The sequence below is a fragment of the Sporosarcina sp. P1 genome (assembly GCF_002743155.1).
Classification (GTDB): domain Bacteria; phylum Bacillota; class Bacilli; order Bacillales_A; family Planococcaceae; genus Sporosarcina; species Sporosarcina ureae_B.
This window is the reverse complement of sequence record NZ_PDYS01000002.1, coordinates 1-24931: the sequence shown is the minus strand read 5'-3', so window position 1 is coordinate 24931 and position 24931 is coordinate 1. Positions and strand designations below refer to the sequence as shown.

Annotated in this window: 23 protein-coding genes; 9 read left to right on the top strand and 14 right to left on the bottom strand. The window is 40.4% G+C overall.

Annotation, left to right across the window (positions count from 1 at the left end; genetic code table 11):
- Window positions 1-10 precede the first annotated feature (10 nt).
- A complete protein-coding gene (locus CSV73_RS02970; protein WP_099626596.1) occupies window positions 11-553 on the top strand; it encodes a DUF3267 domain-containing protein in 543 nt (180 codons plus the stop codon).
- A gap of 227 nt (window positions 554-780) precedes the next feature.
- Here CSV73_RS02970 and ychF read toward each other — a convergent pair whose 3' ends face one another.
- The 3 genes from ychF to CSV73_RS02955 all read right to left on the bottom strand — a co-directional run bounded on the left by ychF (window position 781) and on the right by CSV73_RS02955 (window position 3092).
- Complete coding sequence (gene ychF / locus CSV73_RS02965) at window positions 781-1881, bottom strand: redox-regulated ATPase YchF (protein WP_085132252.1); 1101 nt, start codon at window positions 1879-1881, stop codon at window positions 781-783.
- A gap of 94 nt (window positions 1882-1975) precedes the next feature.
- Window positions 1976-2173 (bottom strand): DUF951 domain-containing protein, encoded by a 198-nt coding sequence (locus CSV73_RS02960; RefSeq protein ID WP_085132253.1) that lies wholly within the window; start codon window positions 2171-2173, stop codon window positions 1976-1978.
- Window positions 2154-3092: a mechanosensitive ion channel family protein gene (locus tag CSV73_RS02955; RefSeq protein ID WP_233191745.1), complete on the bottom strand. Its 939-nt coding sequence runs from the start codon at window positions 3090-3092 to the stop codon at window positions 2154-2156. The genes CSV73_RS02960 and CSV73_RS02955 overlap by 20 nt, the downstream gene beginning before the upstream one ends.
- 112 nt (window positions 3093-3204) lie before the next feature.
- On the opposite strand from CSV73_RS02955, the gene yyaC reads away from it, so the two are divergent.
- Complete coding sequence (gene yyaC / locus CSV73_RS02950; RefSeq protein ID WP_085132255.1) at window positions 3205-3846, top strand: spore protease YyaC; 642 nt, start codon at window positions 3205-3207, stop codon at window positions 3844-3846.
- Here the strand turns inward: yyaC and CSV73_RS02945 are convergent.
- The 11 genes from CSV73_RS02945 to rpmH all read right to left on the bottom strand — a co-directional run bounded on the left by CSV73_RS02945 (window position 3757) and on the right by rpmH (window position 14071).
- The gene (locus CSV73_RS02945; RefSeq protein WP_099626594.1) at window positions 3757-4461 is read right to left on the bottom strand and encodes a DUF554 domain-containing protein; all 705 of its coding nucleotides are present in this window, start codon (window positions 4459-4461) and stop codon (window positions 3757-3759) included. The genes yyaC and CSV73_RS02945 overlap by 90 nt on opposite strands.
- Window positions 4462-4532: 71 nt before the next feature.
- Window positions 4533-5366 carry a ParB/RepB/Spo0J family partition protein gene (locus tag CSV73_RS02940; RefSeq protein ID WP_085132257.1) on the bottom strand — a complete coding sequence of 278 codons (834 nt, stop codon included), beginning with the start codon at window positions 5364-5366 and terminating at the stop codon, window positions 4533-4535.
- Entirely contained in the window at window positions 5359-6120 is a 762-nt protein-coding gene (locus CSV73_RS02935) for a ParA family protein (RefSeq protein WP_085132258.1), read from the bottom strand. The genes CSV73_RS02940 and CSV73_RS02935 overlap by 8 nt, the downstream gene beginning before the upstream one ends.
- A 194-nt stretch (window positions 6121-6314) precedes the next feature.
- Complete coding sequence (gene noc / locus CSV73_RS02930; protein ID WP_085132259.1) at window positions 6315-7187, bottom strand: nucleoid occlusion protein; 873 nt, start codon at window positions 7185-7187, stop codon at window positions 6315-6317.
- 77 nt (window positions 7188-7264) lie between these two features.
- Window positions 7265-7987: a 16S rRNA (guanine(527)-N(7))-methyltransferase RsmG gene (gene rsmG / locus CSV73_RS02925; protein WP_099626593.1), complete on the bottom strand. Its 723-nt coding sequence runs from the start codon at window positions 7985-7987 to the stop codon at window positions 7265-7267.
- A gap of 51 nt (window positions 7988-8038) precedes the next feature.
- Window positions 8039-9928, bottom strand: coding sequence for a tRNA uridine-5-carboxymethylaminomethyl(34) synthesis enzyme MnmG (gene mnmG, locus CSV73_RS02920; RefSeq protein ID WP_099626592.1), 1890 nt, complete (start codon window positions 9926-9928; stop codon window positions 8039-8041).
- Window positions 9929-9958: 30 nt separating this feature from the next.
- Window positions 9959-11344, bottom strand: coding sequence for a tRNA uridine-5-carboxymethylaminomethyl(34) synthesis GTPase MnmE (gene mnmE / locus CSV73_RS02915; protein ID WP_085132262.1), 1386 nt, complete (start codon window positions 11342-11344; stop codon window positions 9959-9961).
- A gap of 445 nt (window positions 11345-11789) precedes the next feature.
- A complete protein-coding gene (jag, locus tag CSV73_RS02910) occupies window positions 11790-12614 on the bottom strand; it encodes an RNA-binding cell elongation regulator Jag/EloR (RefSeq protein ID WP_085132263.1) in 825 nt (274 codons plus the stop codon).
- Window positions 12611-13384 carry a membrane protein insertase YidC gene (yidC, locus tag CSV73_RS02905; RefSeq protein ID WP_085132264.1) on the bottom strand — a complete coding sequence of 258 codons (774 nt, stop codon included), beginning with the start codon at window positions 13382-13384 and terminating at the stop codon, window positions 12611-12613. Before yidC ends, jag begins: the two co-directional genes overlap by 4 nt.
- 93 nt (window positions 13385-13477) lie before the next feature.
- Window positions 13478-13816 carry a ribonuclease P protein component gene (rnpA, locus tag CSV73_RS02900; RefSeq protein WP_085132265.1) on the bottom strand — a complete coding sequence of 113 codons (339 nt, stop codon included), beginning with the start codon at window positions 13814-13816 and terminating at the stop codon, window positions 13478-13480.
- Between the two features lie 120 nt (window positions 13817-13936).
- Window positions 13937-14071 carry a 50S ribosomal protein L34 gene (gene rpmH / locus CSV73_RS02895; protein ID WP_029054388.1) on the bottom strand — a complete coding sequence of 45 codons (135 nt, stop codon included), beginning with the start codon at window positions 14069-14071 and terminating at the stop codon, window positions 13937-13939.
- Between the two features lie 505 nt (window positions 14072-14576).
- Here rpmH and dnaA point away from each other — a divergent pair.
- The 7 genes from dnaA (at window position 14577) to CSV73_RS02860 (ending at window position 24531) form a co-directional block, all read left to right on the top strand.
- Window positions 14577-15926 carry a chromosomal replication initiator protein DnaA gene (gene dnaA, locus CSV73_RS02890; protein WP_085132266.1) on the top strand — a complete coding sequence of 450 codons (1350 nt, stop codon included), beginning with the start codon at window positions 14577-14579 and terminating at the stop codon, window positions 15924-15926.
- A 171-nt stretch (window positions 15927-16097) separates the two neighbouring features.
- Window positions 16098-17234, top strand: a complete 1137-nt coding sequence (gene dnaN, locus CSV73_RS02885; RefSeq protein ID WP_085132267.1) for a DNA polymerase III subunit beta — start codon at window positions 16098-16100, stop codon at window positions 17232-17234.
- A gap of 120 nt (window positions 17235-17354) precedes the next feature.
- On the top strand, window positions 17355-17594 hold the full coding sequence (gene yaaA / locus CSV73_RS02880; RefSeq protein ID WP_085132268.1) for a S4 domain-containing protein YaaA: 240 nt from the start codon (window positions 17355-17357) through the stop codon (window positions 17592-17594).
- Window positions 17584-18702: a DNA replication/repair protein RecF gene (recF, locus tag CSV73_RS02875; RefSeq protein ID WP_085132269.1), complete on the top strand. Its 1119-nt coding sequence runs from the start codon at window positions 17584-17586 to the stop codon at window positions 18700-18702. Before yaaA ends, recF begins: the two co-directional genes overlap by 11 nt.
- A gap of 48 nt (window positions 18703-18750) precedes the next feature.
- Complete coding sequence (gene gyrB, locus CSV73_RS02870) at window positions 18751-20673, top strand: DNA topoisomerase (ATP-hydrolyzing) subunit B (RefSeq protein ID WP_233191743.1); 1923 nt, start codon at window positions 18751-18753, stop codon at window positions 20671-20673.
- 69 nt (window positions 20674-20742) lie between these two features.
- Window positions 20743-23277: a DNA gyrase subunit A gene (gene gyrA / locus CSV73_RS02865; protein WP_099626590.1), complete on the top strand. Its 2535-nt coding sequence runs from the start codon at window positions 20743-20745 to the stop codon at window positions 23275-23277.
- A 132-nt stretch (window positions 23278-23409) separates the two neighbouring features.
- Window positions 23410-24531 (top strand): HD-GYP domain-containing protein, encoded by a 1122-nt coding sequence (locus tag CSV73_RS02860; RefSeq protein ID WP_099626589.1) that lies wholly within the window; start codon window positions 23410-23412, stop codon window positions 24529-24531.
- Window positions 24532-24931: the final 400 nt, after the last annotated feature.

The following is a 24931-nucleotide window of genomic DNA, read 5'->3' as shown; positions in this document are numbered from 1 at the left end:
GTGATCTCGCATGGAAGAACAACGGCCTGTGATTATCGAGCTTAATTTACAGAAAATAGCGAAGCAAAGTCTTTGGCTCACTTTCCTACCGCTCATAGCACTTTTAATAATTCGTGGTCTGTTACAAGGTGAACTATCTCTGTCATTTTCGGTGTGGTATTTTGTCTATGCTTTGGTCGGGTATATTTTATTGATTGTTATACACGAGTTTTTCCATTTGCTCGGTTTCCGTATTTTTTGTAATGTACCGTGGAAGAACATGGCGTATGGCGTCAATTTGAAGATGGGAATTGCGTATGCTACCGCAGATCAGTTGATGGACAACAAAGGCATTCGCAAAGCGTTGTTACTGCCTTTTTGGATGACGGGTGTGTTGCCTGCCATTATGGCATTGTATTTCAATGATGGCGTCCTGTTGCTGTTAAGTGCGATGCTGATTGGCGGAGCAGCTGGAGATTTTGCGATGTACAAGGAATTAAAGAAGTTTCCGGATGATGCAATGGTGAAGGATGATCCGGAGTTACCGAAGTTGTATGTATATCCCGTTAAATGAAATAGACAGACCAACAGTCGGATAGGGGTCGGGATCCTTACTGTTACGCTTTGAATTTAGGCTTGTATTCTGCTCGGTATTTGAACTTGAACTCAAATGTGTTCAAAGACAACCATTATTCACACGTCATGATAGTAAGCGGTCTACCCCGTATCTCAGTAGTTCTTGAATTTAACCAACTTCAAACCAAAAAAGCTGATTCTCACATGGAGAATCAGCTTTTTGTATTATACGTTGAAACGGAACAGCATTACGTCGCCGTCTTTAACGACGTATTCTTTACCTTCCAAACGAACCTTGCCAGCTTCTTTCGCTGCTGCCATGGAACCGTGTTCGACCAAGTCGTCGTATGCTACGGTCTCTGCACGGATGAATCCGCGTTCAAAGTCTGTATGAATTACTCCAGCACACTGTGGTGCTTTCATGCCCTTGCGGAACGTCCACGCACGAACTTCTTGTACGCCCGCCGTGAAGTACGTAGCAAATCCAAGTAAGTTGTACGTTGCTTTAATCAATTGATCAAGACCGGATTCTTTGATGCCTAGCTCTTCAAGGAACATTTCCTTCTCGTCGTCCTCAAGTTCAGCCATCTCTTCCTCAATCTTCGCACAAACTACGATTACTTCTGCATTGTCCTTCTCTGCAAAGTCACGAACCTGTTGTACATAGGGATTATTGTCTGCATCTGCAATTTCATCTTCTGAAACGTTCGCTACATATAACATGGGTTTGATCGTTAATAAGTGCATGCCTTTTACGACTTGTAACTCATCATCCGTTAATTCAACGGAACGAGCTGCCATTGCATTTTCAAATGCATTACGTAATTTCAGTAGAATTGGTTCTTCTACCATTGCCTCTTTATCTTTTTGCTTCGCCATTTTGGAAACACGCGCCAAGCGCTTATCTACGCTTTCCATATCTGCTAAGATCAATTCCAAGTTAATGACTTCGATGTCATCGATTGGATTTACTTTCCCTGATACGTGTGTAATGTTTTCATCCACGAAACAACGCACGACCTGACAAATTGCATCTACTTCACGAATATGTGAAAGGAACTTGTTGCCAAGACCTTCGCCTTTACTTGCACCTTCCACAATCCCTGCAATATCAGTAAATTCGAATGCAGTCGGAACTGTTTTTTTCGGTGTGACGAGCTCAGTCAACTTGTCCAAACGTTCATCTGGCACCTCAACTATTCCTACGTTTGGGTCAATCGTACAGAACGGATAGTTTGCCGCCTCTGCTCCTGCTTTTGTTATTGCATTAAATAAAGTTGATTTTCCCACGTTCGGAAGACCTACAATCCCAGCTGTTAACGCCATTATTCCCACACCTTTCTTATCTATCCAAAGCTTACATTATTCGTTAGTCAACCACTTCATTATAAGGACAATACGCTAGATTGTCCACGTGTTCTCAAGACTCGTTCTTCAGCAGAACCTTTTTCATCTTCTTAGCAAACTCATTACGCGGAATCATAACACTGTGCCCACAGCCTTCGCATTTAATTCGGATATCCGCGCCCATTCGGATGATTTTCCAAGCATTTGTTCCACAAGGATGTTGTTTTTTCATCTCTACCACATCATGCATGTTAAACACTTTGTCCGCCATTGTGTGAATCTCCTTCCCTCTGTTCTTCGCGTATCACCATTCTTGGATAAGGCATTTCAATTCCATTCAAATCCATGAATTTCTTTAAGTCCTGTCGAAGTTTACGACCTACGCCAAAATTAGCAACCGGTTCTGTTTCTGCGGCAATACGTAGTAAGATTCTTGACGGTTCCATACTTTGTACGCCCAATACCTCTGGTACACCGATAACTTCCGAATAACGTTCTCTTGGTAACTTTTTAAGGAATTCTTTGATTAATTCTTCCGCATGGTCAATATCCGTCTCATAGGATAATGCCAGATCAAGTAAGACCATGGAATTTGTGACGGAGTAATTGACAACTTCACCTATTTGTCCGTTAGGTATCGTATATAACTCGCCACCATACAACGCAATTTTCGTTGTGCGAAGCCCTATTTCCATGACGGTTCCTTCACCTGAATTAATGCGTACATAATCCCCGACCCCAAATTGATCTTCGAAAATGATGAAAAATCCGGAAATGACGTCCTTTACCAAGCTTTGGGCACCAAAACCGACGGCCAAACCAAGCACACCTGCACCTGCTAGAAGACCTTTTACGTCTATTCTGAACTCTGTCAAAATCGCTAGAATAGCAGAAAAATACACGATGTATTTCAATGCATTTTCCAAAAGTTTGACTATGGTATTTTCACGTCGTTCTGTTTTACGCATTGGACTTTTTAGCTTAATAGCGAAAAACCGGCGAATCAACACTTGACCAACTTTCACGATGATTCCCGCTACAACAATAATTAACATGATGCGAATAGCAAAGTATCCAGTGCCAAGCCAAAAATCCGCATCAAATAGGGTATCTTTTACTTGTTGAATTGCTTTTTCTAGACCTTCTAGGTTTTCTTTCACTTCTTCTTTTGTAGTAGAAGTTGCAGTCATTGAAAGAAATCCTCCTTTCGTATAAACCTTTACCTCTGAGGATATACTGCACAGCAATACCTGCGCAGAATACATTTCAGCGTAAATACATCATAAAGGATTGGTGTCTCCTATGCATACAGCTGAACCCTCTTCTTATCATTACCGTATTTCTAGTAAAGAAACCGGCGTCGTGTGGAAATTAAGTTCTTATTTCATGCAACATATCCCTTTTAAACAACAACCAATCATTTTTTATTGTATTGGAACCGATCGTTCTACTGGTGACTCTCTCGGTCCGTTGACAGGCTCCTATTTGTCAGAGCTAAGTCTATTCCCTTACACAGTAGTTGGTACATTACAAGACCCTTTGCACGCACTTAATCTACAACAACGCATTGAGCTCACGAAATCATTATATCCCGATGCTTTTGTAGTGGCAATTGATGCCTGCCTAAGTAAAAAGGACGCAGTTGGTGATTTATTGTTTCATAGCGGTCCAATTGCACCAGGGAAAGCTGTAGGTAAAGAACTTCCCTTAGTTGGAGATGTATCAGTCAAAGGAATCGTCAATGTCGGAGGTTTCATGGAGCAGGCTGTTTTACAAAGCACTCGTCTTCATCTGCCGTTTGAAATGAGTCGTATGATTGGCCGTGCTTTACAATTGGCACATCATCGTCAGCCATCAAAAAGCATATACAATCGTTACGATGATCGCAACTACCCCAATACCTGGGATAAAATTGGCTACTCGGATTTTCGTCAAGCCGATTAGATTTAATCCGATTGCCGCAATCATCAAACCACCTGTAGCTGTCATTTCAGAAATGAATAACTGCATTAACTCATCTGGGACAAACCGACTGAGGACGGTAGCAAGAAAGGTTATACTTCCTTGATAAATCAATAGAGGGATGGCCGCAAATGCCACACCAATGCCTAATGTAGAACTAAAGATGATGGAAGTGAATCCATCTAATATTCCTTTCATTATTAAAACGTTGTGGTCATTACGGAGACCACTATCAATAGCCCCGATAATTGCCATAGAACCTACGCAAAAAAACAGCGTAGCCGTAACGAATCCTTGTGCGATTCCTTGTCCTTCTTTTTTAGTGGGTAACTTCTTTTCAATCCATCGCCCCAATTGGTTAACCTTTTGATCAAGGTCAATCCATTCGCCGATGATTGCGCCTATCACAATACTAAGAATGACAATGACTATTTGTGTCGTTTCGAATGTCATTTGTAAACCAATTGCTACTACGGCCATTCCTATTCCGTACATGATGGTTTCTTTCATGCGTTCGGGTATTCCATATAAAAACCTTCCAATTAATGTACCGATGATAATCGTAAATACATTAAACAGTGAACCAAACAATATCATGTAGTCACGTCCAAGTTCTTTTCAAGAATAAAACCTATTTTGCAATGAAAGCAAAATAGGTTTGTGTATCATCACTCAGCGTTCAATAATTCAAGAATACGTTCAAAATCCTCATCCGAATGAAACTCGATTTCGATTTTACCTTTTTTCTTCGTTTTCTTAATGGTTACATTTGTACCGAATTGTTCACGCAGTGTGTTTTCCTGTGCTTCAATAAATATATCTTTTTTCTTTTCCTTCTTTGTTTCACGTGGAACATCTTCATTTAAATGTTGAACTAATTTCTCCAATTGACGGACATTTAATCCTTCCGTCTTGGTCTTTTCCGCAATAGCTAAGATTTGTTCTTTTTTACGCAAACCGAGAAGTGTTCGGCCATGTCCCATTGAAAGTATTCCGTGGGAAATGTCTTTCAAAACTTTCTCCGGTAACGCGAGTAAACGAATATGGTTTGCAATATGTGGTCTACTCTTGCCTAACCTAAAGGCAAGTTGCTCTTGTGTGAGCTTTAGACTTTCCATTAGGTTTTGATATGCCTCTGCTACTTCAATTGGGGATAAGTCCTCACGCTGCAAGTTTTCGAGAATAGCCATTTCCATGGATTGTTCATCTGTTAAATCACGTACAACTGCTGGAATTTCTTTTTTGCCTGCTAATTCAGAAGCACGGAATCTTCTTTCCCCTACAACGATTTCATACTGCGTACCTACACTTCGTACGATGATTGGTTGCAGAACGCCGTGTTCCTTAATTGATTCGCTCAATTCATTCAAAGACACATCATTGAATTCTTTGCGCGGCTGATATGGATTGACTTTAATACTTTTTAGACGTAAAAGCTCTACCTTTTCTAATGTTTCACGAGGAAATAATGCATTAAGACCCTTACCTAGACCTTTACTCATTCTCCACCACTTCCTTTGCCAACTCTGAATACACTTCCGCACCTTTGGATCGTGGATCATATAATATAATCGGCTTACCATGACTCGGTGCTTCACTTAAACGAACGTTACGCGGAATGATTGTTGTATACACTTTATCTTGGAAGTATTTCTTTACTTCTTCAATAACTTGAATGCCTAAATTGGTCCGAGCGTCAAACATTGTCAATAATACCCCGTCAATATAAAGTGCCTCATTTAAATGTTTTTGAACCAAGCGGATCGTACTTAGCAATTGGCTAAGTCCTTCGAGCGCATAGTATTCACACTGTACAGGAATTATAATTGAATCCGAAGCCGTTAATGCGTTCAACGTTAAAAGACCAAGAGATGGAGGACAGTCGATAATGACATAATCATAGTCATCTTTAATGTCTTGAATTGCGTGTTTCATACGAACCTCACGGGATATCGTAGAAACTAGCTCTATTTCAGCACCCGCAAGCGAAATGGTAGCAGGAACAATTTCAAGATTTTCAATATCTGTTGGCAGAATAACGTCACGTACTGGCACATCATCAATTAACATATTATAAATACAGTCTTGTACATCACCTTTGTTAACACCGACTCCGCTCGTCGCATTTCCTTGTGGATCGGAATCAATTAAGAGCACTTTTTTGCCTAAATGGGCAAGGCATGCACTTAAGTTTACAGAAGTCGTCGTTTTTCCGACTCCGCCTTTTTGATTTGCTATAGCAATAATCTTACCCACTCTTGCACCTGCTTTCTTTCCTATTTCATTTGTCTTACTAGTATACCAAAGTTTTACTCGTGGCTTCCTATGTTTGAAGTTCCTGACAAAGAATATGTTCTATGTGGTCTATTTCAGTTTATCATCTTCACTGTATGAACTCTATTGATATATAAGAAAACCCTTGCTAGTAAATCAGCAAGAGTTTCCATTCGTCACTTTTTACATATTTTCACCGTAATCGTGTAGTATTCTTCAGAATCCACTTCCTCAGAGACTACTTCAATTCCACTCTTAGATATCAGCGCAAGAGATTCGCGCAAGGTATTCACTGCAATACGAACATCCTTACTCACAGCTTTTTGTCGAGGTCCGCGTCTTCTTGCGGGTTGTACTTTCTCAACTGATTCTGCTGGATACAATATCTCTTTAATCCTAGCTTCTAAATCCTTGACGTTATATTGATTTATTTTGATTTCTTCCAGCACTTCCATTTGAAGTGTCGGTTCTTTTAACGGTAATAAAGCACGTGCATGACGTTCAGATATCTTTTTCTGTAAAATTGCTGTTTGAACCGGTTCAGGTAATTTCAACAAGCGCATCTTATTTGCAATTGTAGACTGCCCTTTACCGAGCCGTTGCGCCAATGCTTCCTGTGTTAATTCATGTAGCTCTAGTAAACGTTCATAAGCATGTGCTTCTTCAATTGCCGTTAATTCTTCACGCTGCAAGTTCTCAATTAAAGCAATCGAGGCTGTCTCTTTATCATCTAAGTCACGCACAATTGCTGGTACTTCTGTCCAACCAAGCTTACGCATTGCCCGAAATCTTCGTTCCCCAGCGATGATTTCGTATGATCCGTCTTCTTTTGTTCGAATAACAATGGGTTGAATAACGCCATGTGTATGGATTGTTCTAGCAAGTTCTTCAATTTTTTCTTCATTAAAAATTGCCCGTGGCTGGTATTGATTCGGTGTAATTGAATCAATTGCAATTTGTGCTACCTTCTCCAGATGATGAACTTTTACTTCTTCTATTGTAGTCATCTTTTCTCCCCCACCAAAAAAACGCGAAAAAGTACTTTTCAACCTCTGCACCACCTTTTCGAAACTATTCCCTTTTTTACTCTTCTATATAATTGTTTCACGTGAAACATTTCCCACAATTAGTTTGCTGTAATCGGTGTTTTATTAGGTACTCCTGGTTTTCTAGGATATTTCTTAGGTGTCTGCTTTTTCTTTTCAAATACAAAGATATGACGTTCACTATCTTCTTCCGGTAATAAGAATTCATGTTCATTCTGTAAAACTGCTCCAAGTAGTTTTACTGCTCGAGTAGCATCTTTCATTTCTTCCGATGCAGCTGCACCTTTCATAGAAACAAACAGTCCCCCTTGTTTGGCAAGCGGAATGCAAAGTTCCGATAATACCGATAACCGTGCTACCGCGCGTGCAGTCACTACATCAAACTGTTCACGGTACTTCGGATCACGACCAAACTCTTCTGCCCTAGCATGGACAAATGCCACATTTTCAAGCTGTAATTCACCAGCCAAATGATTTAAAAATGTAATACGTTTATTCAATGAATCTACAATCGTCACGTGTAGGTGCGGGTAGATAATCTTCAACGGGATACTCGGAAAACCCGCGCCAGCACCTACGTCGCAAACAGACTCATATTTTGTGAAGTCCACGTAAAATGCACTTGTTATGGAATCATAGAAATGCTTTAGATATACGGAAGGTGCATCCGTAATTGCCGTCAAGTTCATCTTTTCATTCCATTCGACGAGCACTTCAAAATAGCGTTTGAATTGTTGCTTCTGTGCATCGGACAACTCAAAACCTTTCTCTTGCAGAGCTTCGTAAAACTGTTCTTCTGTCATGTTCTCATTCCTTTTCAAAAAGACTGACGCCACTGAACGCCAGTCAAAGACTCAACCGGATACTTTCGCAATTTTCCCTTGTTCAATATAGACAAGTAAGATAGAGATATCTGCTGGATTGACACCAGAAATACGTGATGCTTGTGCAATTGACAATGGCTGTACTTCTTTAAGGTTTGCCTTTGCTTCTTTCGCAATACCTGAAATCGCATCATAATCAATGTTTTCTGGAATGCGCTTATTCTCCATCTTTTTCATTCTTGCTACTTGCTGCATGGACTTTTCGATGTATCCTTCATACTTAATGAAAATTTCTACTTGTTCCGCCACTTCTTCATTAATTTCTTCAAGAGGTGGAACTACTTTACACAATTCGCTATACTTCATTTCCGGCCGTTTCAATAAATCAGCCGCCTTCATTGGTTCACGAAGCGGTGTTCCATCCACTCCAGCGATAATCGCTTGGATTTGTTCGGTCGGCTTCACAGTAACCTTGCGTAAATGATCAATCTCCGCGTCAATTTGTGCTTTCTTCGCCAAAAACTTCGTATGGCGCTCTTCACTAATCATTCCGTTTTGATAACCGATTTCCGTCAAGCGCATATCAGCATTATCATGACGAAGCAAGAGACGATATTCCGCTCGTGACGTCAAGAGACGATAGGGTTCACTCGTACCTTTTGTGACCAGGTCATCGATAAGTACACCAATATACGCATCACTGCGTCCGAGGACGACCTCTTCTTTGCCAAGTACGTTGCATGCTGCATTGATTCCCGCCATCAATCCTTGTGCTGCTGCTTCTTCATATCCCGAAGTTCCGTTTATTTGACCAGCTGTGTACAAGTTTTTGATTTTTTTAGTTTCCAGCGTTGGCCATAGTTGTGTCGCAATTATGGAATCGTACTCAATCGCATAGCCCGCACGCATCATTTCAGCCTTTTCAAGTCCCGGTACGCTCGCAATTAGGCGATGCTGTATATGCTCAGGAAGACTTGTTGACAACCCTTGCACATATACTTCCCTTGTATTACGGCCTTCAGGCTCAAGAAAAATCTGGTGTCGCGACTTGTCCGCAAAACGTACAATTTTATCTTCAATGGATGGACAATAGCTGGGTCCTTTTCCTTTAATCATACCCGAATACATCGGAGATAAATGAAGGTTTTCATTGATGATTTCATGTGTTTCCGGAGTGGTATACGTTAACCAACATGGTAGTTGATCCATAATGTATTCCGTTGTTTCATAACTAAATGAACGCGGCACGTCGTCTCCTGGCTGAATCTCTGTTTTACTATAATCAATCGTATTACTGTTGATACGCGGAGGTGTTCCTGTTTTGAATCGAACCGTCTGTAGACCAAGCTCCTGCAGATGTTCCGCCAGTTTGATAGACGGCATTTGATTATTCGGTCCACTAGAGTATTTCAGATCCCCAATGATAACCTCACCGCGTAAAAATGTACCTGTTGTAATAATGACAGTCTTCGCACGGAAAATTGCACCAATCTGTGTCACTACGCCTTTTATTTCATCATCTTCTACGATCAACTGCTCGACAACCGCTTGACGAAGTGTCAAATTCGGCTCCTCTTCCAGTATCCGCTTCATTTCTTGCTGATATAGTACTTTATCCGCTTGTGCACGCAAAGCACGCACTGCTGGACCTTTCCCTGTGTTCAATAAACGCATTTGAATATGCGTTTTATCTATGACTTTTGCCATCACGCCGCCTAGTGCATCTATTTCACGCACTACGATACCTTTTGCAGGTCCTCCTAATGAAGGATTACATGGCATGAAAGCAATCATGTCTAAATTCATTGTTAATACTAATGTCGATGCGCCCATCTTGGCGGATGCGTAGGCTGCTTCTGCGCCTGCATGTCCAGCTCCAATGACGATACAATCGAACGTGCCTGCTTCAAATTGTGGCATGTTCGTTCATCCTTCCCATTTATAAAATCATTATTTTCCGAGGCAGAACTTTGAGAACAACTCTTTAATTAAACTATCTTGAACGGTATCTCCGATGATTTCACCGAGAATTTCCCATGTACGTGTAACATCTATTTGAATCATATCAATAGGAACTCCTGCTTGAGCAGCTTGTATTGCATCGTCTATCGTATTACGTGCCTGTTTTAGTAACGAAATATGACGGGCATTGGATACATACGTCAGGTCATTGGATTCTAATGAACCATCGAAAAACAGTGCAGCAATGGCTTCTTCCAATTCAGTAATACCTTTCTCTTGCAGGATGGAAGTAGTAATCACACGATCTCTTCCTGCCAATTCATAGACTCGTTCCAGATCAATCTTTGTTGGTAAATCCGTTTTATTGACGATGACAAGCATGTCCATGCCGGCAACAGCTTCAAATAATCGCTCATCTTCATCTGCTAAAGCTTCAGAGCTATTAACCATCAATAGAATGAGGTCTGCTTCTTTCAGTACCTTCCTTGAACGTTCCACACCAATCCGCTCGACAATATCTTCCGTTTCCCGAATTCCTGCAGTATCAACAAGACGCAAAGGAACTCCACGAACATTGACATACTCTTCTATAATATCACGGGTAGTCCCCGCAACATCCGTAACAATCGCTTTATTTTCCTGCACTAAGCTGTTAAGCAACGATGATTTCCCAACGTTCGGACGTCCTACAATTACAGTAGACAATCCTTCACGTAAGATCTTTCCTTGTGATGACGTGCGCAATAACTCATCAATCTCATCCAGTACCCACGTTCCTTTTTCAATCATCAAAGGAATCGTCACTTCTTCCACATCATCATACTCTGGGTAATCTATATTAACTTCTACTTGTGCAAGTGTTTCGAGTAATGCCTGTCGCAATTCATCGATCAAATGGGATAGCTTTCCCTCCATTTGATTGAGTGCAACATTCATAGCTTTATCTGTTTTGGCTCTAATCAAGTCCATAACTGCTTCAGCTTGGGATAAATCAATTCGGCCATTCAGAAATGCTCGTTTAGTAAACTCACCGGGTTCTGCTAGTCTAGCCCCCTCTGTCAATACTAATTGGAGTACTCTATTGACGGAGGTGATGCCTCCGTGACAATTAATCTCCACTATATCTTCGCGCGTGAAGGTCTTTGGCGCTTTCATGATCGACACCATGACTTCCTCCACTAGTTCTTCGGTGGCGGGGTCGTGCAAATGTCCATAATGAATTGTATGCGATGGTTGTTCGCAGAGTGGTTTAGTTGTTGGTGATTGGAATATACGGTCTGCAATCTTCCATGCGTCTTCGCCACTCAGACGAACGATGGCAATCGCTCCTTCTCCCATAGGAGTAGAAATAGCGGCTATCGTATCAAAATGCAAGTTTTTTCACCTTCCTGGCTTCGTTGTGCACATGTGCATATCTTTTATAGCGAATACTACTTTCTAACAACCTATATTATCATAAATCGTCGGAATCTCCTAGCACGCGAATTTAAAACATGTGGATAAATTCAGGAATTTTGAACCTAGCGTCATGGTAATTTATCATGTGCTAGCAGTCGACAAAGAACCCTGTCGTTTCAAGCTTTCTAGTGTAGAAACTTTCTTAAAGAAAAATGTGGGATGAATAGAATAAGGCAGGAACGGGCGATCTATATTTCATCATTATTGGGCTATTATTGAAGCAAAGACTAGGACGGAAAACGACTCTACATTGCTCCTTCGGAAAGCGTCCTCATCTGATGCTTCAATCCCTCCACATCCACTCATTAATTGTCTTTTGATGACAATAAAAAACCCGTAGAAAGCCTCTACGGGTTTGATCTTATTCGATTCCTTTAATGACGATGTATCGATATGGATCCTTTCCTTCTGAAAATGTCTCAATATCGAGTCTGAGCGACAACGCGTTATGGATAACTTTTCTCTCGTATGAAGGCATTGGTTCTAGTGCGACCTGACGTTTTGTTCGTACTGCACGGTCTGCCATACGATCTGCCAGTTGCTCGAGCGATTGCTCGCGACGCTCCCGGTAATCCGCGACATCAATTCTAACAATTTTGAATTGCTTTGTTACCTTATTGGCTACGAGTTGCGCTAATTGCTGGATCGCATTAAGCGTTTGCCCTCTTTTACCTATTAGGAACGCTGCTTTTTCACTTTCAAGCTGGAAATTGATATACTTCCCTTTTGTTTCGCACGTAATGACCAAATCTTCAATGCCCATTTCTTTAGCCATATCCTCAATATACTGTTTTGTTTCTTCAATTACGTCATTTTCATTGTTGATCTTGGCTGCATGTACTCTTTCCTTATCTTCTGTAGCCACAAATGGTTCTGATTGCTCAGCTTTAGTTTGAAGTTGTTGAACTACTTCCGTTTTCTCAGTAACGGAAGATAATACTTCACTGTTATCTGTAAGCGACCGCGCCAATTCAGGTACTTGAGCACTATTACGTTTAGGATCTGGCTCTGATTTTTCTAGGACGGTTACAAGCACTTCTGCTTGTTTTACGCCAAAACCAAGAAAGCCTTTCCTGCCGTTTTCCACTATCTGTACTTTTACTTGATCTTTTGTTACACCCAGGTCCTGTAAAGCTGATTCAATTGCTAGCTCAACGGTTGCTGCCCTTTGTGTAAGTTGTTTCATTTCTTTTTCCCTCCTGCTTTCACTACTTCGACGTTTTTTGGCTTATCGAACGGCTTATAGATGAAAATGTTTTGGAGTAGCGAAATGATATTTCCGACGATCCAGTATAAAGCAAGTGCTGCCGGTAAGAATGAACCAAATACCATGATCATAAATGGCATGATGTACATCATCATCTTCATCTGTGGATTATCCATTGCGGGTCCTGTACGTAAAACCGTTAACTGGAACAATCCAGCGATGATAGCAAATAAAATACTTGGTGAACCAAGTGCAACACCTAGGAAGTTACCTAACTCAATCGTTGGTGTGGCATTCATCCGGCTGATGGCGTGGTAGAAACCAATAAATATTGGCATCTGAATGAGAACTGGTAGACATCCTGCAACTGGATTAATCTTTTCGTTGATCATAATCTGTTGCATTTCCTCTTGATACTTTTTCTGTGTCACAGCGTCTTTTGATTTGTATTTCTCTTTCAACGCTTTAAGTCTTGGCTGAATCTCCTGCATACGCTTCGAACTTTTCGTTTGTTGAATAATCAATGGAAGCAATGCAGTACGAATGATCGCTGTAACGACGATGATTGCTAATCCGTATGTTCCTAGCCATTCTTTGAATTTCACAATCAATGTAACAAGCGGCCAAACAATATATTCGTTCCAAATCCCTGTACTTTCTGCCGTGATAGGCTCTCGGAATTCCGAACAACCTGCCATGAAGACAGCAACTACAACGAGTAGTGAAAGGAACACTAATTTCTTTTTCAATGTTTTTTCCCCCAAACAGTCGCAAGATCATTTTTTAATTTTCAGTGTAACATGATGGCTTTAATCGTTCTACATCTAGGAAGAACTTTGATTTCACTTAAAGACTTTTGCGATTTTTAGAACATGTCTCAGATTTTTTTTGGTCGTATGGAAATCGAGCGTGGCAGCTTGATTTCTTGCGATAATAACATAATCTAGATCAGATTTGACTTCATCATTCATTTCTAGAAATGATTGTCGAATATAGCGCTTAATCCTGTTACGTGTGACAGCATTCCCGACCTTTTTGCTGACGGATAGGCCAATTCTGAACTCTTGCTGGTCTTCCTTCTTATAGGTATAGACAATAAACTGTCGATTAGCAAAGGACTTTCCTTTTTTAAATACCGTTTGAAATTCTTTATTTTTTTTAATTCGCTGGCTTTTTTTCATAATAACACCTGCTTTAATTTTCTACCGTCATAATCTACTGATCCGCTACTATGGAAGAGATCCAATATTCGTTTCGAATCGCTCTAATAGCTAAAAAAAAGACCACTGATGTCAGTGGCCTTATGCTGAAAGAACTTTTCTTCCTTTACGACGACGAGCTGCTAAAATTCTACGGCCGTTTTTCGAACTCATTCTTTGGCGGAAGCCGTGGACTTTAGCGCGTTTACGTTTATTTGGTTGGAATGTACGTTTCATTTCGTAAGACACCTCCTGCTTTGATTGTCTCTTTTCCTACTGTGACAGTCTTGAATAGTATAGCGATTCAGTAAAAGAATGTCAATGCTTTTCTATTCCTTCGTTTGGGATCCACTTATAATAATATTCTTGTTCACTGGAAACTTATCCACAACAAAAGAAGATTCAGCTCTGGATGAATTGTTCATGGCTAAAATTGTGGATTTTCTAAACCGGCAATTGTCGACAAGTTTTTCACATATTCAGGGCTGTGGATAACCACTTTATGCACAGTTAACGGGATTGTGCATAAATCATCAGACTCCTTGTCAATAATCAGTTTCCCTGTTACAATTAAAAAGCTTTTGTTGTGTATATATTTTATAGCTAAAATCTTATCCACATATGTGAATACAGTGTGGATAGTTTTTTCAACATGTTTCGATAATTTTTATCCACAGCCCTGGATACTGTGCATAAGCGGATTCCGGGCTTTTTAATATTTCATTGTAAAGGAGGCACACGATTGGAAAATCTATCAGGTTTATGGGAACAAGTATTAAAAAATATTGAAGCTAGAGTTTCGAAGCCTAGTTTTGAGACGTGGTTAAAATCGACTAAATTGCTAACGTATGAAGCAGAACATGCAACTATTTCTGTTCCAAATTCATTTGCCAAGGATTGGCTTGAAACGCATTACGTCCATTTAATTACGGGGATTTTATCCGAACTAACAGGTGAAGATCGAATCGTTGAATTTATTGTTCCGCAAGACATGGCAGAGAACGATATTAAATTGCCAAAATCACAGCCAAAACCAGTAGAAAAAACACCTACGGTCAACCCAGCTGGAATGCTGAATCCGAAGTATACCTTTGATACGTTCGTTATTGGATCCGGCAACCGCTTTGCCCATGCAGCTTCATTAGCAGTTGCTGAAGCACCTGCCAAAGCCTATAATCCGCTTTTTATATATGGAGGAGTTGGATTAGGTAAGACACACTTAATGCATGCGATCGGTCATTATGTACTGGAGCAAAACCCTGCATTGAAGGTAGTGTATTTATCATCCGAAAAATTCACGAATGAGTTTATTAACTCCATACGAGACAATAAAGCCGGCGATTTCAGGGACCGCTACCGCAATGTAGACGTCCTGTTAGTTGACGATATTCAATTTTTAGCAGGAAAAGAACAAACCCAGGAAGAGTTCTTCCATACATTTAATACACTGCATGAAGAGTCAAAGCAAATTATTATTTCCAGTGATCGTCCTCCAAAAGAGATACCTACACTGGAAGATCGTTTGCGTTCCCGTTTTGAATGGGGCCTGATCACGGACATAGCGCCGCCTGATTTGGAAACTAGAATTGCAATTTTACGTAAAAAGGCGAAAGCAGACGGCCTAGTAGACATTTCAAACGATGTCATGTTGTATATTGCTAACCAAATTGATACTAATATTAGAGAGCTTGAAGGCGCCCTAATCCGCGTCGTTGCTTACTCCTCATTGGTAAATGCCGATGTCACTACCGATTTGGCAGCGGAAGCGTTAAAAGATATTATTCCAAATTCCCGTCCGCGGATTATATCCATTCTAGACATCCAAAAGGCAGTCGGGGAACACTTTAACATTCGATTAGAAGACTTTGTAGCGAAGAAAAGAACCCGGGCTATCGCGTTTCCACGTCAAGTTGCGATGTATTTATCGAGAGAGCTGACAGATTCCTCTTTACCGAAGATTGGTTCAGAGTTTGGTGGTCGAGATCATTCAACTGTTATTCACGCACATGAGAAGATTTCCAAACAGCTCGATGAAGACAAAGCATTGCTCCAAGATGTCCAAGATATTAAAAAGGTTTTAGGAAGAGCCTAATGAACTGTGGATAACTGTGGACAAGTAGTGCAGGGTCGTCCACTTGTTATACACATGTGGGAAACTATGATTCTCATACGTCCGAAAGGCTTTTCCACATATCCACAGGCCCTACTACTATTACTACTATATTTAATTACTTAATTATTATTATATAAGCGAGGTATCGATATGCAGTTTGAAATTATGAGAGATAGATTATTGGATGGGTTAAGCGATGTTGTCAAAGCAATCAGTTCAAAAGTGACAACACCTATTTTGACAGGTATTAAATTAGAAATTACTGAAAAGGGATTAACTATGACTGGAAGTGATTCAGATATTACGATATCCACTTTCATACCAGTAGAAGAAGACGGCACTCAAATTATTCAAACAATCCAACCAGGTACACTGGTATTGCAAGCAAAAGTTTTTAACGAAATCATTCGCAAGCTCCCAACAAATGAAGTGATGATTGAGTTACGTGATGGAATGAAAACACATATTCGTTCTGGACAGTCTGAATTTCATATTATTGCCCAAAGTGCTGATGAATATCCCATATTGCCCGATGTAAAAGATGCGGAGCGTTTTGAAATGCCTGCTGACTTGATGAAATCGCTTATTAGAGAAACTGTATTTGCAGTATCCCAACAAGAAACTCGTCCAGTTTTGACAGGCGTTCAATGGATTATGAAAGAGCAAGAACTTTACTGTATCGCAACAGATAGTCATAGATTGGCTAGACGGATTGTGACACCTGAGATTCAAGCTAGTTCACCATTCAATGCAGTTATCCCAGGCAAAAGTCTTCAAGAACTAAGCAAGATATTGCCTGACGATGCTACAGCAGTAGAAATTTTTATTGCGAATCAACAAGTATTATTCAAGCTTCACAATGTTTTATTCTATTCAAGACTTTTGGAGGGCAATTACCCTGACACATCACGTCTGATCCCGACTGAATACAAAACATCCATCACGATTAATGGACGCAATTTGTTGCAAGCAATTGATCGTGCATCTTTATTAGCTCGAGAAGATCGGAATAATATCGTGCACTTCTCAACAGATGGTAGTCCACATGTGCAAATCTCTTCTAATTCACCGGACGTCGGAAATGTAGAAGAATTGGTAGAAGCCGTGCATATCGAAGGTGAACCTTTGAAAATCTCTTTCAGTGCGAAATATATGATGGATGCCTTGAAAGCAATTGATGGCCAAGATCTAAAGATTCATTTCACTGGCAGCATGCGCCCTTTCATCTTGAAGTCCATTGATAGCGAAGCCATTCTACAATTAATTTTACCGGTTAGAACGTTTTAATCTGTAACTTAAGAAAATATCTTGTAATAGGGTAGTCAACATGTTGGCTACCTTTTTACTTATTGCGAAAAGTTAGGTAAACTAGAGGGACAGAATATTTTATGAGGGATTGAATTAAAAATGGAGACAATACAGTTTAATACAGAATATATTACGCTAGGCCAATTATTGAAAATGACGAATGTTATTAGCTCAGGTGGAATGGCTAAATGGTATTTAGGTGAAAACATTGTTTACGTAAACGGCGAGCCAGAACAACGACGCGGTAAGAAATTATATGACGGAGATGTAGTAAATATTCCAGGTGCAGGAAAATTCAAACTGTCAGTGGATGAATCTGGACAGTCGGATGCATATTGATCGGCTTAAGTTAACGAACTATCGAAATTACGAATCTCTGGAATTAAAATTCTCTCCTACGATGAACGTATTGATCGGTGAAAATGCACAAGGAAAAACCAATGTCATGGAAGCTATTTACGTATTAGCAATGGCAAAATCCCACCGTACATCAAATGATCGTGAACTTATACGTTGGGAACAAGAGTGTGGTAAAATAGAAGGGGATGTCCAACGTAAATTTGGATACTTGCCGATAGAGCTGACAATTTCCAAAAAGGGAAAAAAGGCTAGAGTCAATCATTTGGAACAAAATCGTTTGAGTATGTATGTTGGTCAGATGAATGTAGTCATGTTCGCGCCTGAAGATTTGAATATCGTAAAGGGCAGCCCACAGCTGCGCAGGCGTTTTTTAGATATGGAAATTGGACAGATCTCAAGAGTCTATTTGCACGACTTGGTCAATTTCCAAAAGATATTAAAGCAACGCAATGCCTTGTTAAAAGCAAATCGAGGTAAATTGGATCTCCAGGATGTTATGTTCGATATTTACACGGAACAGTATATTCAAGTGGCAGTTCAAATTATTCGAAAACGCTTTTATTTTATGGAATTGCTACAAAAGTGGGCAAATCCGATTCATCAAGGAATTTCACGTGGTCTTGAAACACTGGAAGTTTCCTATGGGACTTTAAAAGACCTACATTCTGGGCAGACTGCTGAAGAGATGGAAACAATTTTTGCTGATCAGTTAAAGAATGTGCGAAGACGCGAATTAGAACGAGGGCTTACCCTGGTAGGTCCACATCGTGATGATTTGCAGTTTTTTGTCAATGGGTACGATATTCAGACGTACGGTTCACAGGGACAGCAACGGACGACCGCCCTTTCTTTGAAACTTGCGGAAATCGAACTAGTAAAACAAGAAGTGGGCGAAACGCCAATTTTATTGCTTGATGATGTGTTATCGGAATTGGATGATTACCGACAGTCACATTTGCTCAGTACGATGCAAGGACAAGTACAAACATTTGTAACAACAACCAATATCGCAGGAATTGATCATAATACGATCCAAGAAGCAGCTATTTTTGAAGTGCATGATGGATCCGTTTTACGTAGAGAATAAATGATTGTGGTTTGATAGTTTTGGAAAGGAAAGGTGAAAACCTTGGCAATGGAAGAAAAGGATATGCAGACAGCTTATGATGCAAGTCAGATACAAGTGTTGGAAGGCCTTGAAGCTGTCCGTAAACGCCCTGGTATGTATATTGGGACAACGAGTGCAAAAGGGCTTCATCATCTAGTATGGGAAATTGTCGACAATAGTATAGACGAAGCTCTCGCAGGTCATTGTGACCATATTGAAGTAACGATAGAGAAAGATAACTGGATCAAGGTATCCGATAATGGCCGTGGAATTCCAGTAGGCATTCAGGAATCAACAGGTAGACCAGCAGTTGAAGTCATCATGACTGTACTCCACGCAGGTGGTAAGTTCGGTGGCGGTGGATATAAAGTTTCCGGTGGTTTGCACGGCGTAGGATCTTCAGTCGTTAATGCATTGTCAGAGAAGACGGAAGTTTATGTTAAACTGGATAAAAAATTATATGCAATTGAGTTTTCTAGAGGTCCTGTCTCGAAGGAACTTGAAGTCATTGGTGAATCGGACGAAACCGGTACTACTATCCGTTTCAAAGCGGACTCTGAAATCTTTACCGAAACAACGGAGTACGAATACAGCATACTAGCAACACGTTTGCGTGAACTTGCTTACTTGAACCGTGGTTTGCGTATTGCCATTAGCGATGAACGTGGTGAAGAACCTGTATCTGAGTTGTTTCACTATGAAGGTGGAATTAAATCATACGTCCAGCATTTGAATGAAAATAAAGAGCCGATCTTTGAAGAACCAATTTACATTGAAGGCGAACGCGATGGTATTACTGTTGAAGTTGCTATGCAATACAACAGTGGCTATGGCGAAAATCTATTGTCATTTGCTAATAATATTCATACCTATGAAGGTGGAACACATGAGCAAGGTTTCAAAACTGCGTTAACTCGCGTCATTAACGACTATGCACGTAAAAATGGTTTATTGAAAGAATCAGAAGATAATTTGACTGGGGACGACGTGCGTGAAGGACTGACGGCTATCGTCTCAATTAAGCATCCTGATCCTCAATTTGAAGGTCAAACAAAAACGAAATTAGGTAACTCGGAAGTTAGCACAATTACAAATTCATTGTTTTCCGAAGCATTGCAACGTTTCTTAATTGAAAACCCAGTAGTAGCGCGTCAGGTAGTTGGCAAGAGTACGATGGCGGCAAGAGCGCGTATGGCTGCGAAAAATGCTCGTGAATTGACACGTCGCAAATCAGCGTTGGAAATCTCGAGTTTACCAGGGAAACTATCAGATTGTTCTTCAAGAGATCCAGCTATTAGTGAGTTGTATATTGTTGAGGGTGACTCTGCTGGAGGATCAGCGAAGAATGGTCGTGATCGTCACTTCCAAGCGATCTTGCCATTACGAGGAAAAATCCTCAATGTAGAAAAAGCACGTTTGGACCGGATTCTTGGAAATGCAGAGATTCGTATGATCATTACGGCACTCGGTACAGGAATCGGCCCCGAATTTAACTTAGATAAAGCTCGTTATCATAAGCTAGTCATCATGACCGATGCTGATGTTGATGGTGCTCATATTCGTACATTATTACTAACCTTTTTCTTCCGTTTCATGCGTCCACTAATTGAAGCAGGGTACGTATATATTGCACAGCCACCACTTTATCGTGTGCGCTCTGGAAAAAGAGAAGAGTATTGTTATGACGAAGAAGCGTTGCAGGAAATTATGAGCAGTATGCCTGCTTCACCAAAGCCCGATATTACACGATACAAAGGTTTGGGTGAGATGAATCCCGAGCAACTATGGGAAACCACAATGGACCCTGATAAACGAACATTTCTGCAGGTCCGTATGGATGATGCGGTAGAAGCAAATGAAACATTTGAAGAATTAATGGGTGATGAAGTAGAGCCACGCAGAAAGTTCATTGAAGATAATGCAGTTTACGTGCAAAATATTGATACTTGATGAATCGTAAACGGATTATATAGCAAAGACCGAACTTATAGATGTAAGTGGTGAAAGGAGCATGACAACATGGCAGATTTGCCAAAAGGCGGAGTGCAGGAAATAAATATTAATACAGAAATGAAGACCTCATTTCTAAACTATGCGATGAGCGTTATCGTTTCTCGTGCCCTTCCAGATGTTCGAGATGGTTTGAAGCCCGTACATCGCCGCATTTTGTATGCTATGCATGATTTGGGTATCACTGCGGAAAAACCGCATAAAAAGTCAGCCCGTATCGTAGGGGACGTTATCGGTAAGTATCACCCGCACGGCGACAGTGCAGTATATGACACGATGGTACGGATGGCTCAAGATTTTAGTTATCGCTACATGTTAGTAGATGGACATGGTAACTTTGGTTCTGTTGATGGTGACGGGGCTGCTGCAATGCGTTATACAGAGTCACGTATGTCCCGTATCGCAATGGAATTATTGCGTGATATCAATAAAAATACAATCGACTTCCAAGCAAACTATGACGAGCAGGAAAAAGAACCTGCCGTCTTGCCAGGTCGTTATCCGAACTTGTTGGTGAACGGTACATCAGGAATTGCTGTAGGTATGGCAACAAACATCCCACCCCATCACCTTGGTGAGACGATTGACGCTGTACTTGCTTTAGCAGAGAATAGCGCAATCACCACTGAAGAATTGATGGAAATCATTCCAGGCCCCGATTTCCCGACTGGCGGTATGATTCTTGGCCGTAGTGGTATTCGTCGTGCTTATGAAACAGGTCGAGGTTCATTGATCATCCGTGGAAGAGCTGAAATTGAGACGGCTGCAAACGGCCGAGAAACGATTATTGTCAATGAAATACCTTTCCAAGTAAATAAGGCGAAGTTAATCGAAAAAATTGCAGAGCTCGTACGCGATAAGAAGATTGATGGAATTACACACTTAGCAGACGAATCGGACCGTACAGGTATGCGTATTGTGATTGAAGTACGACGTGATGCTAATGCGAACGTATTATTGAACAATTTGTATAAACAGACTGCCTTGCAGACTAGTTTTGGGATCAATATGCTGGCACTGGTAGACAAGCAACCAAAAGTATTGTCATTGAAAGAAATTCTATACCATTACTTAGAACACCAAAAAGTAGTCATTCGCCGTCGTACACAATTCGATTTGAACAAAGCGGAAGACCGTGCACATATCTTGGAAGGATTACGTATAGCACTTGATCATATCGATCAGATCATTGCCTTAATCCGTGCATCTAAAACAACGGCTGAAGCGAAAGCGAACTTAATGGAGACATTCGAGTTGTCTGATCGCCAGTCTCAAGCAATTCTCGATATGCGTTTGCAACGTTTGACTGGACTGGAACGAGACAAAATTGAGTCCGAATACCAAGAGTTGCTGACACTTATTGCCGAATTGCGTGCAATTTTAGCGGATGAACTAAAATTAATTGAGATTATCCGTGAGGAATTGAGTGAAATTAAAGAACGTTTTGCTGACGAACGTCGAACAGAGATTATGCTCGGCGGTTCTGAAATGCTTGAAGATGAAGATTTAATTCCAGTGGAAAACTCCATTGTTACATTAACCCATCAAGGGTACATTAAACGTCTGCCAGCTAATACGTATCGCAGTCAGAAACGTGGCGGTCGTGGGATCCAAGGTATGGGCACAAATGAAGATGACTTTGTAGAGCACTTATTGAATACTTCCACACATGACACGATTTTACTGTTTACGAGCAGGGGCCGTGTATTCCGTAAAAAAGGCTATGAAGTTCCTGAATACAGTCGAACTGCCAAAGGATTGCCGATTATTAACTTACTTGACTTCGAAAAAGGTGAAAAGGTTACGGCAATGATCCCGATTGACGAGTTTACTGAGGATCATTACTTATTCTTCTCAACTAAACAAGGTGTTATTAAACGCACATCGATAATGGACTATGCCAATATTCGTGCGAACGGCTTGATTGCATTAGGATTGCGTGAAGATGATGAACTGATCTCCGTTAAATCAACTGATGGCAAGTCAGACATTGCGATCTGTACAAAACATGGCATGATGATTCGCTTTGATGAGGAAAGTATCCGCCCACTCGGCAGAACTGCTGCTGGTGTACGTGGTATCAGATTGCGTCAAGAAGATGAAGTAATTGGCATGGATATCGTAGAAGCAGGAGACGATATTCTGGTAGTTACTGAAAAAGGATACGGTAAACGCACACCTGAAAGTGAATACCGATCTCAATCACGCGGCGGTTATGGATTGAAAACAATGCATATGACAGATCGAAATGGTGCTATTGTAGCGATGAAGTCGGTTAACGGTGAAGAAGATTTGATGTTAATTACAATTCACGGCATCTTAATCCGTATGTCTATTGGCGATATTTCTATATTTGGCCGATCTACACAAGGTGTACGCCTCATTCGATTAGGTGATGAAGAACGTGTAGCAACGGTTGCAAAAGTAGAAAAGGATGACGACCTTGAAGATGAGATGGATGATAAGCTAGAAGATCATCTGGAAGTGACTGAAGAAGTACAATTAGACACAGACACAGACACAGATACAGATACAGACGTATAAAGAAAAGTTATTGAAGAGGCGTAATGCGTCACTTCAATAACTTTTTTTCTTTTGGTAGGAGAATTTACTCAGATAACTATCCATATAATTGAGAATATTATATGATAATAGATAGAGCGAAGAGGAAAATAGGTGAAAGCATTGGATGTTTACAAAGAGGTTAGTGATTTAAGACCAGGTAGTTTTCTAAAAGAGGATCTCTACGTTAATACAAGAAATCCAATTATGGTGAAGGGCACCAAATTAATGCTAGAGCATTTCGAAATTCTCCATTCCTTTGATATTACGCGTGTACTGGTCGAGTCAAAGGCACTTGGTAATACAGAACAAGGACCAATAGAGCAAATAACAGAAGTAAAATTAACTCCAGAGGTAGAAAAGCTAATGAACCAAAGTGCCCCCCTGAAATCAAGATCTTTGGAGGCGCTATATGATGAAGCAATAGAATTATACAGAAAAGAATTTATTGGTTATAGATCAGGAAAAAAATTGGATGTTGCGGCAGTGCGTACAATTGTTTTACCTTTGATTCAAGCATTTTTAGAGAATAAGGAATATGTCAAAGGACTTAATGAGTTTTCTACATTACAAAACTATCGTGCACATCACTCCATCAGTGTAGGCATCCTAGCAGCCTTGATAAGTGATGCAATGGGATATCCAAGAGGGCAAGTGCTTCAAATTGGAATAGCAGGAGTATTAGCGGACAGCGGTATGGCGAAAATCGATGAGAAGATTATCGATAAAGTGGCCTTCTTAACGAGTGAAGAGCTAAGTGAAGTGAAAAAACATGTCATTCACAGTTTTCAAATGGTAAATGACTCTCCATTGGTACGTCAGGAAATGAAAGTAGCAATCTTGCAGCATCATGAGCGCTTTGATGGTAGTGGTTATCCAAGAGGACTAAAAGGACAGGAGATAACGGAAATCTCTCAAATACTCACAGTTGCGGACGTGTATCACGCTATGGTATCTGAAAGACCATACAGACAGAAGGAAAGTTCTTTTAAAGTAATCGAGTTAATGAGGGAAGAGGAGTTTGGAAAATTTGATATGAAGGTAATTGAAGTACTTCATGAACTGATCAACAAGCTATCTATTGGAACGAAAGTGAAACTGACAACTGACGAGATAGCAGAAGTCATTTACTTGCATCGTGATTTTCCCCTGCGTCCTATAGTTAAGATTTTGGATACAGGCACACATACTGATCTTTCATCTAATAGAAAAATCTCTATTGTTAAGACCTTTTAATATAATAATTTCATGAACGATATGAAAAAAAAAGAAAATTTAGCGGATATGGAACTATTACATTGCAATCATGTAGTAATTTCATATCCGTGTATTGTTGTAGGTACGGGGTTTTTAATATTTATTTAAAAGAATTGATAAAAAGACTTGCATTCCCATAAACGCGGTGGTATATTTATAAGCGTCGCATCAAGCAGTTGCGAAAACATCAAACTTAACAAGAAAAACTTTTTAAGTAAAAGTGTTGACAACAAAATGATGAGATGTTAATATTAGAAAGTTGCCTCTTACGAGAGACCAACCGAATGAACCTTGAAAACTGAACAGCAAAACGTTAACGAAATACAGTTGGTGCATCTAACGATGACACAAACAAAATGAGTATCTTAATTGATGCCAG

What these genes read in the sequence shown, in the direction of transcription:
- CSV73_RS02970 (WP_099626596.1), top strand. Translation starts at nt 11, where the DNA reads ATGGAAGAACAACGGCCTGTGATTATCGAGCTTAATTTACAGAAAATA.
- ychF (WP_085132252.1), bottom strand. Translation starts at nt 1,881, where the DNA reads ATGGCGTTAACAGCTGGGATTGTAGGTCTTCCGAACGTGGGAAAATCA.
- CSV73_RS02960 (WP_085132253.1), bottom strand. Translation starts at nt 2,173, where the DNA reads ATGGCGGACAAAGTGTTTAACATGCATGATGTGGTAGAGATGAAAAAA.
- CSV73_RS02955 (WP_233191745.1), bottom strand. Translation starts at nt 3,092, where the DNA reads ATGACTGCAACTTCTACTACAAAAGAAGAAGTGAAAGAAAACCTAGAA.
- yyaC (WP_085132255.1), top strand. Translation starts at nt 3,205, where the DNA reads ATGCATACAGCTGAACCCTCTTCTTATCATTACCGTATTTCTAGTAAA.
- CSV73_RS02945 (WP_099626594.1), bottom strand. Translation starts at nt 4,461, where the DNA reads ATGATATTGTTTGGTTCACTGTTTAATGTATTTACGATTATCATCGGT.
- CSV73_RS02940 (WP_085132257.1), bottom strand. Translation starts at nt 5,366, where the DNA reads ATGAGTAAAGGTCTAGGTAAGGGTCTTAATGCATTATTTCCTCGTGAA.
- rsmG (WP_099626593.1), bottom strand. Translation starts at nt 7,987, where the DNA reads ATGACAGAAGAACAGTTTTACGAAGCTCTGCAAGAGAAAGGTTTTGAG.
- mnmG (WP_099626592.1), bottom strand. Translation starts at nt 9,928, where the DNA reads ATGCCACAATTTGAAGCAGGCACGTTCGATTGTATCGTCATTGGAGCT.
- jag (WP_085132263.1), bottom strand. Translation starts at nt 12,614, where the DNA reads ATGAAACAACTTACACAAAGGGCAGCAACCGTTGAGCTAGCAATTGAA.
- rnpA (WP_085132265.1), bottom strand. Translation starts at nt 13,816, where the DNA reads ATGAAAAAAAGCCAGCGAATTAAAAAAAATAAAGAATTTCAAACGGTA.
- rpmH (WP_029054388.1), bottom strand. Translation starts at nt 14,071, where the DNA reads ATGAAACGTACATTCCAACCAAATAAACGTAAACGCGCTAAAGTCCAC.
- dnaN (WP_085132267.1), top strand. Translation starts at nt 16,098, where the DNA reads ATGCAGTTTGAAATTATGAGAGATAGATTATTGGATGGGTTAAGCGAT.
- yaaA (WP_085132268.1), top strand. Translation starts at nt 17,355, where the DNA reads ATGGAGACAATACAGTTTAATACAGAATATATTACGCTAGGCCAATTA.
- recF (WP_085132269.1), top strand. Translation starts at nt 17,584, where the DNA reads ATGCATATTGATCGGCTTAAGTTAACGAACTATCGAAATTACGAATCT.
- gyrB (WP_233191743.1), top strand. Translation starts at nt 18,751, where the DNA reads ATGGAAGAAAAGGATATGCAGACAGCTTATGATGCAAGTCAGATACAA.
- gyrA (WP_099626590.1), top strand. Translation starts at nt 20,743, where the DNA reads ATGGCAGATTTGCCAAAAGGCGGAGTGCAGGAAATAAATATTAATACA.